Origin of the sequence: Paenalicyclobacillus ferrooxydans, from assembly GCF_001399675.1 — a bacterium.
Lineage (GTDB): Bacteria > Bacillota > Bacilli > Alicyclobacillales > Alicyclobacillaceae > Alicyclobacillus_B > Alicyclobacillus_B ferrooxydans.
On record NZ_LJCO01000049.1, the window covers coordinates 1 to 8,205 of the forward strand.

Here is an 8,205-nt window from a genome sequence, read left to right on the forward strand (position 1 = left end):
GGTTTCCTAGCGGATCCAGATCGACGATGGCAACGGTGTAATTTCGTTGTGCCATCTGTCTTGCGATCATGGATACAAGCAGCGATTTCCCAACTCCGCCACGCGCGCTATGCACAGCGATCACGCGCCCACGCCCCACCATGGATGTTTCATCCACCTGCGTGCTTTCATGTACTCTGTTGGCCCTGGTATATGTACGTTTCTTGTTGAGAACATTTTTCGATCGCAACACCTCATCAAGTGGTGTCAGAGGTTCCTCATCAAGTTTTTGCGGCACTGTAGAAACGTCCACAATAGGTGCCCAGCGTTTTAGGTAATCGATTGGAAGAGGATAAGAAACGGCATCGACACATCCAAACATACGAGCCGTCTCATAACTCTCGTCATTCAACTCCGAGGCAATGTATACGAATGGACACGATACGCCTTGCTCCCGCAGATGGCTTATCGTCGCTTCCTGCCACCCTGTACCAATAAGGAGCAGTTCAACATTGGAATATTTGATTTGTGCCAGTTGCTCTTCGTGATCGACTCCGGTTACCTGCAAACCACTTCGTTCCATCAGGGCTATCGCTTTGTTTTGTAAGACCCGGTCATACTCCAACAACATCCACATGAGGTGGCGTACCTCCTTTCGCGTTTTGAATGAACATCTCGGAAATACGATCCGCGATGGGGCCAAACAGACTCGAAAACGTATCGTCTAGTTCAACCAAGGGTTGTTTCATTCGCATTGCGGCAAACTGACGAGGTTCATGCGGTAATACGACATAATCACCATCCAACTTCACGGGAAGGGATAACGCTGAATCATGCCGGTTGATGACCCAGCATACTTGGTCCGGTGAAATCATCTGTTGATGAAGCGCGAGTGCCATGCGTTCAATTCGGGTCTTGTCCGGCCAACATACCGCAACAACTAAGTCCGCCTCTGATGGAATACCATCTTCCCATGGCCTGGTGTCCAAAAGGACGCGATACCCTTTCTTCGGCTTCTCTTGATACACATGTACACCGGTCTTGATGTCGGTCCAATCTATGAGCGGCAAGGAACTCTCCTCAATGACGGCAGCGGGTAATTCTCGACGGTTGCAGATGGCAGCCAAATTCCACGCTACGAAAGTTTTGCCGGATCCAGGCTCACCAAGAATGCGAACATGAACTGCCTTCGGGTTTGGCCATACAAACTTTTTTACGACAGGACGCACATCAGCGTCTTGACCATGATCCGTGATCGATTCCGACAACGCATCTTCCTTCGTATTGCTGCGTCGTCGGAAGAGTTGCCCGATGCCCCCAAACCCTCTTGACGCATTTGTTTCTTCCTCTAGCGCTGGTTCGGAGTCCGTTTCTTCCTCGTACACGTCCACTACGGGCGGAAGTTCTGTCAATGCATCACTGCCCTGATCCATGTACGCTTTGACATTCATCGGTGTCCGCGGATGCTCAATGAGTTCATCAATGGTGCCAAGCAGAATTTCGTCTCCGAAAAATGCAAAATCAAAGACACCCATCAGGCATAACTGACGCTTAAAGTCGTCCGTCTCACTCTGTGATGGGCCAACAAAAATGACCCTTGCGCCTTGTTCACGCACCCGATATATGGTCTGTACCAGTTCCATGCGGTCTGGAACGGTCCACTCGGATAACACCAAAATGTCCTGTGGTGTGAACAGAGTTTCGCTCACCATTTTTCCATATACCAGCCACTCACTCTTTTGATATCGGTCCCGCAAGTCAGTAGGAAATGCTAGATACAGCACAATGTTGACCTCCTTCCTGAACGATACGGTACAACATCAATGGGTATGGTTTGTGCCAACATCATGCCAGCTCATTGAGGATAGATTTGTATTCGAGCCAAAATAAGGGGTTAGCGCGGGGATCCAGCTTCCCTGAATGTTTTGTACGTACTGTATCGTTTGCTCATTTTGAGCCACATGATCCCCCTGTGCCAGTGCCGTTTCCTCTGCACCAGGTCCGGCGTTGTAGGCTGACTCTGCCTCAGATGGATTGTTACCAAATTGATGGTACAGCTCTGATAAATACATGGACCCAATCTCAATGTTCATGAACGGATTCGCCAAATCCGCATACGCGTTTGTACCAATTGATTGTCCACCCAACGTAAGTCCGGCTGCAGTAGAAGGTTCAACCTGCATGAGACCGATCGCTCCAGCGGACGAAACCTTAAGGCTGCCATCCGAAGAGTGTTGTCGACCACCCGATTCCTGATACATCACGGCTGCAATAAGGACAGCTGGAACCTGATACTTCTTCGCTGCCGCATCAATCTCGTCTTTCCATCGCAGGATGTCGTGAATCGTGTTTCCATCCGCTGGTTCCACATGCCCTGTCAGTGTCGCATCTGAACCGCTTGGGAAGAGGATGGCGTTCACCATGGTTTGGACATACGGATCTGTTATGCCGTAATCGACCGCGCCAATGAGTCCAGCCAGGGTATCTTGATTGGTCTGATTGGGCTTAATCGTAAACGGCTCCCCATCACTTTGGGCCTGAACGTGCGAAAAGAGATTCCAAATTCTTGACCAGTCATATGTTCTCTTCGTATTCGCCAACTCGATTTTCTTGGTATACGTTCCACTACATCCACTGCCGGTACGCGCCGTTACCCACTGATAGGAATTGACCAGCGTACCGTCCCAGGTGTTGGCGGTCATCAACATCGTTACGGGCGTTTTCTGTTCTGTGGCCTGACACGTCGTTACAGTCTGCCCACCACTTTGCTCTGTGACCTCGTGATAGGTAATGGTGATATCTGTGAACGTATGCCATGTGAACACGGGAGCTAGATAGCGGTAATACAGGTGGCCGTTGGTTGGAGAAAAGTTATTCACCATCTTGCCAAGCCCTAGAAAGACGGCCCCGGGCAAATCAACCTGCTCGGTTTGTACTTGTTCAATTTGGTTCTCACTGAGTCCCGACTCCCAGGTAGAGGCGACTTCATCGTAATGGGTAAGCAACGCCTTGTTTTGAGCGGTCTTCGCCGAACTGAGTGAGATACCGTAAGCAGAATTGTCCAGTCCCCCAGAACCATTTCCTTGATAGTCACCAAGGAGAAAGCCAAAAAGCATCACTGCTGCGATGAACAAAGCTGCAAAACCGAGTACCCATCCGATGCCAAATGACAGAACAAGCTCCGTAATCAGCCAGCGGAACACATCTTTCGGGTCGCTAGGAATACTCAACAGATGTCGAAAGCGCCTCAATGGAGACACCTCGTAGAGTACCGCACGATGGGACCAACCCCCTGCAGTTCAGGCACATTCCACACAGTTTTGGATGACACTCGTTCAACCATCCTGATTGGATTCCTCCCAGAGCACGATCGTATTTCGACCTTGTGCCTTACCTCGATACAGCCCCGAATCAGCTTTTGCGATTAATTGTGCTAACTCGGTACCGTGATTCGGGTAACAAGCTGTCCCCAACGTAAGCGTCAGGCCGTATTTATCGAGGGGAAGTTGCCGGATGATGTCTGCTAGACGGACCTTTATATTTGCATGGCAAGGTACTCCATCAACGACGAAGACAAATTCATCTCCCCCTAAGCGCGCCACCACATCTGTACTTCGCAACATCCTTTGTAATACGGTTGTCACTTCTTTGAGTGCCTCATCCCCCTGATGATGTCCCTTGGTATCGTTGAGCTCCTTGAAGTGGTCAAAATCGAAAAACGCAAGAACAAAGCCACCTTCACTTCTCCGGCGTCGTTCAAACCACTCGTTCAATCCACGGCGATTGAGTGCACCCGTAAGCGCATCGTGAGTTGCTGTCTCGTAAAGAAATTCACGGTCATGGAGCAACCAATCCAGTCCTTTGATGAATTGAATCGTGTTCGTTTCATCTACGAGTTGTGATCCCTTACAGCGATACAGCTTGTACGTCGCACTCGATAGTTCGACCAGAAGAACTTCCCCATCAGCCATGGACCCGGCCTCCGCTGCCAAATCCCTTTCCATCGCGAGATGACCGTCTACAAAATGCTCCACCCTCACAGCGCCAACGTCGATCCAGAATGACATCACGGCATCTTCCCACGAAACCTCAGATGAGAGTTGTTCAATTAGCACAATGTATGGGTGCATGGTATCCCCCCTTTACATCGAAGCGTAGCAAGCATAATAGGGATAACCGTGCCATATTCACGCCATGTTGGCAGACAATTGCCCACTGGAAAAGCTCCATAATATATGGTTTCGGATAACGCTGAATAGGTTGTTTAAAAACAAACGAGCCTCTCCTCGAAAGGAGAAGCCCATTTGTTTGATTCCATTATGGTGCTGGCGTTATATATGCAGGTAGCAACTGCCCGTTCTGCTGAATCTGAGGAAACGAGTACGTAAAGTTACGGCTATAGTTCGGTTGAGTCTGCTCATACTGGGCATTTGGTTCCGGAATCTCATGGATGTAGTACCACGTTGGATAGCCTAACATTTGGGCCAAATCCGGATAGTTCCACGTCACGGTCGACCCCGTACCCGTCGTGAATGTTACATCTGCTTTAATATGGGCCGCTCCGCTCGAATCGCCCGTTAAATTCCAAGCCGTCAATTCCGAATAAGAACTTGGTGTGCCTGGGCTTGCGTATTTTGGAATCGATGTGTAGGCCCACCCATATTCCGTAGCAGGTGGCGGGTACCCATTCCCAAAGGGATCCCAAACCGGAACGTCCCCTTGGTTCAATATCGTCTGCGGCAGTAACTCAAATGCCTTTGTCCAACTCCGTGTCTCACCATCCGGATTTACCAGGTTGTACGTTACGTCAGCACTTGCGGGCATATCGTGGGGCGAACCTGTCCACATCAACCGAAATGAAAAGCCGCCACCGACTCTGGTATAGATAACTGGGAACCCACCAGAATTTCCGTATGTCGGTAAACTTGGATTTCCGGCCACAGTCGACCCGTCGGAATACCCGTCATTGTTCGCTTGAGAAGCCAAGGGATTCGATGGAGACCATAAATCTCCAGGTCGACCGGGATCATAAAACAATCCTGTAATCTGTAGGTTACTGACATTGAGCGGATAATCATGAGAATATGTCTTAGGCTGATCTACCCACTCATACATGACACATCCATCGGAATCCGTTACCAACTCCAACACCCAATTGGTATCCGTCCAAGTAAGGAGCTCACCACCAGACCCATCGGGGGCCCAGTTGTAACTCAATACTTGATTCGCAGGTTCCGGCGGAACCGTTAAAAGTGGACAAGACGTCCCACCGCCACCGCCTCCTCCCCCAGGTGGTGGTGGCGGTGGTGTGGGTGGATTACCACCAGTCAGAGGTGGCGGATTATTACTGCCGGGTGTTACGGTGAATGTCGCGGTATCAGCATTTGCAGAACGGTTAAACCAATCCTTCACATACAGCGTAATTGTATAGTTACCCGGAGCAAGGTTGGATGTGTTGATAATGTTGGGCTGGGAGCTTCCACCGTCTACAGTTTCCACGTAAGATGGTGGCTCACTTGTCGGCCCACCTCCGTTTACTTCCACCATAGCCGCACCATTCGGGGCATATATTGCCTCCCCGTTGTACGGTGCTCTCCCTTGAAGAGAATTTTCGCTGAAAGCCTGGTTTGTTACGTTTTGCCCACTAGAATTCGTGACCTCTACATATTCGAAATGATAGTTAGAATGGTATCCCTCGATATATGCGTGGTTGTAAAATTCCACATTCTGACCCTGCTGCACGGTTTGCGTTGATCCTACGACCCCAACTGCGGCTTGAGGCGGCTGTGTGGCGTACACAGTATAGTTATAGTCATCCGCGTTTGGTGCAAATTCTGCGCCCGATTCTTCTACAATTTGAGAGATGGACACTGTGTTAAATTGGTCTCCGGCCCGATCGCCCCAAGTCGTGTGCCACAACTGCGAGGTGACATACGACTGATCCCCGTTCAAGGCAGCAATCCACTGGTCGATGGTTGATGTGTCATCATTAACTTCAAGATAGCCATTGTTCGAGTCAATGGGGATACCGTTGTGTGAAACACGATCGAAATGCCAAATGCCACCTAGCGAATCTGTCCCTCCGACAATGGTGATTCCATCCGCCCCGTATCGAAACAAGTCTTCATTGCTCATTCCAGCTAAATCAGGCTCACTGGATTGGACCACTTGAAAGTCTGCTCCACCTTGAATCATCATTCCATACTGAGTATTTGCGAAGTAGCCTGCTGTGCTTGGCGGACTCCATCCGCGACTTATGTAGGCGAACGCGTAACTTGCGTCACTGAACACAACAGCAAAACAAGCCAAAGTCCCAACGACGACCATGCGTAATGTAGGTTTAACCCGCAATTTCTCCCCTCCTTTCAGTCGGCATCCTGTTTATTGGTTTGCCGCCCCACTGGAATAGGAGAATTGCGGAACTCCATTTGCATCAAATGTGATATCTACCGATCCAAATGTAATCCCGTCGTATTGATTGATTTGAGCTGCATTGATTTTGGTTTCGCCAACGTCTTTCACAAGTACACTGGTTGGTGGATTTGGTGTTCCCCCGTTATCTGGGTCTCGTGAGTCGTAGCCAAAGAAGCCCTTCGCAAACCCCCAACTACCTCCGTGATTCAGACTGAAGTAGGTATTGCTTGTAGCAATTCCAATGTTCCCAACTGTTAATTCTTCTGGAGCTTTACTTGACAAACCGGGAATTTGATAGGCTTCATGGCTACCGGTATTGGTCATTGTAATGCCGTCTATGTTACGGATGGCATCTGCCTGCCCTAACGAAACAAAGGATTCTGTTACTTTCTTGTTTGTGTGATAAATCGGATATGCATTGTACGGTTTGAACACCAAGTGATACGATCCTGAGCTGTCTTTGTAATACCCATTGAAGAGTCGAGTCAAGTTCCCAGTCATTTGTGCCACATCTGCAGTGAACATAGGAACTGAAGTACCGATGCCATTATTCAACCCGATGATATTCGACCATTTTACTAGGTCCCCACCAGCTTGCCATCCCATCTCACTGTCAGGTATACCAATGTACGCTTGATAAGCATGATCAACGGTGCTCATATCGATATCGTCTAACGATCCAAAATGTGTTGAACTGGTTGGCTGGAAGTATCCATGTTCGATTGCAGCATGGACATAAGGCCAGTCACTATCGGGAACATCATCAAATGGATTTGTTCCATTAGGATCCGGCAGAATATGCAATGCTGTGATAAAGCCTTTTACAACATCGAGCTTGTCAACGTTTGTAGCCTGATTCATTGTCCAGTCGGTTCCGTTCCAGGAATACTGAATGCCTACGCGCTTCAATACTTGCATGAGGTACCAAATCGGAGCGTAGCTTGTTACAACGTTCCCACCTGGGTCCTTATAAGCAATACGCGGTGCATACTGTACCACGGTTCCGTTTAGCGAAATTTCCATTTCGTTTACGTTCACTGTTTGTTGTGCTGGAATATTACCCAAGTCCGCGTTCACGCCTGAAGGTAATTGCAGATTCCACGTTTCCCCGTCCCAGGTCGATTGAATATTTAGCGATTTGAGTGCCTGAATCAGGTACCAAATCGGGATCCAACTTGTCGGTTTCTGGGCCGTCGCATTTTCCTTGGCCACGATGTGATATGGATTGCTAATGTTCTTGCCATCCAGATAGATGTGTGTCGCGTATGGTTTGTAACTGGGTGCTGCCAGAGCAGTTGAGGGAAATCCCATCACGACCCCAGCCACTATGGTGGTGCTCGAAGCGAACGCAAGCGTTATTTTATTCATCCATAAATCCCCCCAAATTAGTCATCCATTGATGCGAAGTCTATCATCAACCAGCTTCGCGAAAGTGCCATTTTGGGACCAATATGTGGTGGGGAATTTTGAATTATGGTTACGTTTGCTATGAGGAAATTCACAATGGAAGATAGCGGCTATTGCACGGGGGCGAAGCGGAGTCGAATCTTTTTGATACTAAAATTATATGGATGAGACATTACAAAACCTGCTTTGAAAACGTAACTGAAATTCAGAAAACTGAATATACATACTTTGTTTTTTGTGTTTATGCAATATGGACAAGATGTCCATATTGCATATTCGCCCCCGTTACCTGAAGAAGAGGGCAAAGCTGTTTAAGAGCCGCCGCCCCTCGAACACTTGTTTACAAATGCAACTTTAGACCTTCGTGTGAAGCTGTAAAACCGAGTCGTTCGTAAAACCGCAAGG

The 8,205-nt window shown here is 48.7% G+C and carries 6 protein-coding genes; all 6 read right to left on the bottom strand.

Annotation, left to right across the window (positions count from 1 at the left end):
- A partial coding sequence (locus AN477_RS25255) for a P-loop NTPase (RefSeq protein WP_211266010.1) occupies positions 1-616 on the bottom strand: 616 nt, incomplete at its 3' end.
- Positions 594-1,763, bottom strand: a complete 1,170-nt coding sequence (locus AN477_RS12235; protein WP_054969452.1) for a hypothetical protein — start codon at positions 1,761-1,763, stop codon at positions 594-596. The genes AN477_RS25255 and AN477_RS12235, both read right to left, overlap by 23 nt.
- Positions 1,764-1,799: 36 nt before the next feature.
- Positions 1,800-3,230 (bottom strand): lytic transglycosylase domain-containing protein, encoded by a 1,431-nt coding sequence (locus AN477_RS12240; protein WP_054969453.1) that lies wholly within the window; start codon positions 3,228-3,230, stop codon positions 1,800-1,802.
- Positions 3,231-3,314: 84 nt separating this feature from the next.
- Entirely contained in the window at positions 3,315-4,109 is a 795-nt protein-coding gene (locus AN477_RS12245) for a GGDEF domain-containing protein (RefSeq protein WP_054969454.1), read from the bottom strand.
- Positions 4,110-4,296: 187 nt separating this feature from the next.
- Positions 4,297-6,330 carry a hypothetical protein gene (locus AN477_RS12250; protein ID WP_157061942.1) on the bottom strand — a complete coding sequence of 678 codons (2,034 nt, stop codon included), beginning with the start codon at positions 6,328-6,330 and terminating at the stop codon, positions 4,297-4,299.
- Positions 6,331-6,360: 30 nt separating this feature from the next.
- Positions 6,361-7,761, bottom strand: coding sequence for a hypothetical protein (locus AN477_RS12255; RefSeq protein ID WP_054969456.1), 1,401 nt, complete (start codon positions 7,759-7,761; stop codon positions 6,361-6,363).
- Between the last annotated feature and the right edge of the window lie 444 nt (positions 7,762-8,205).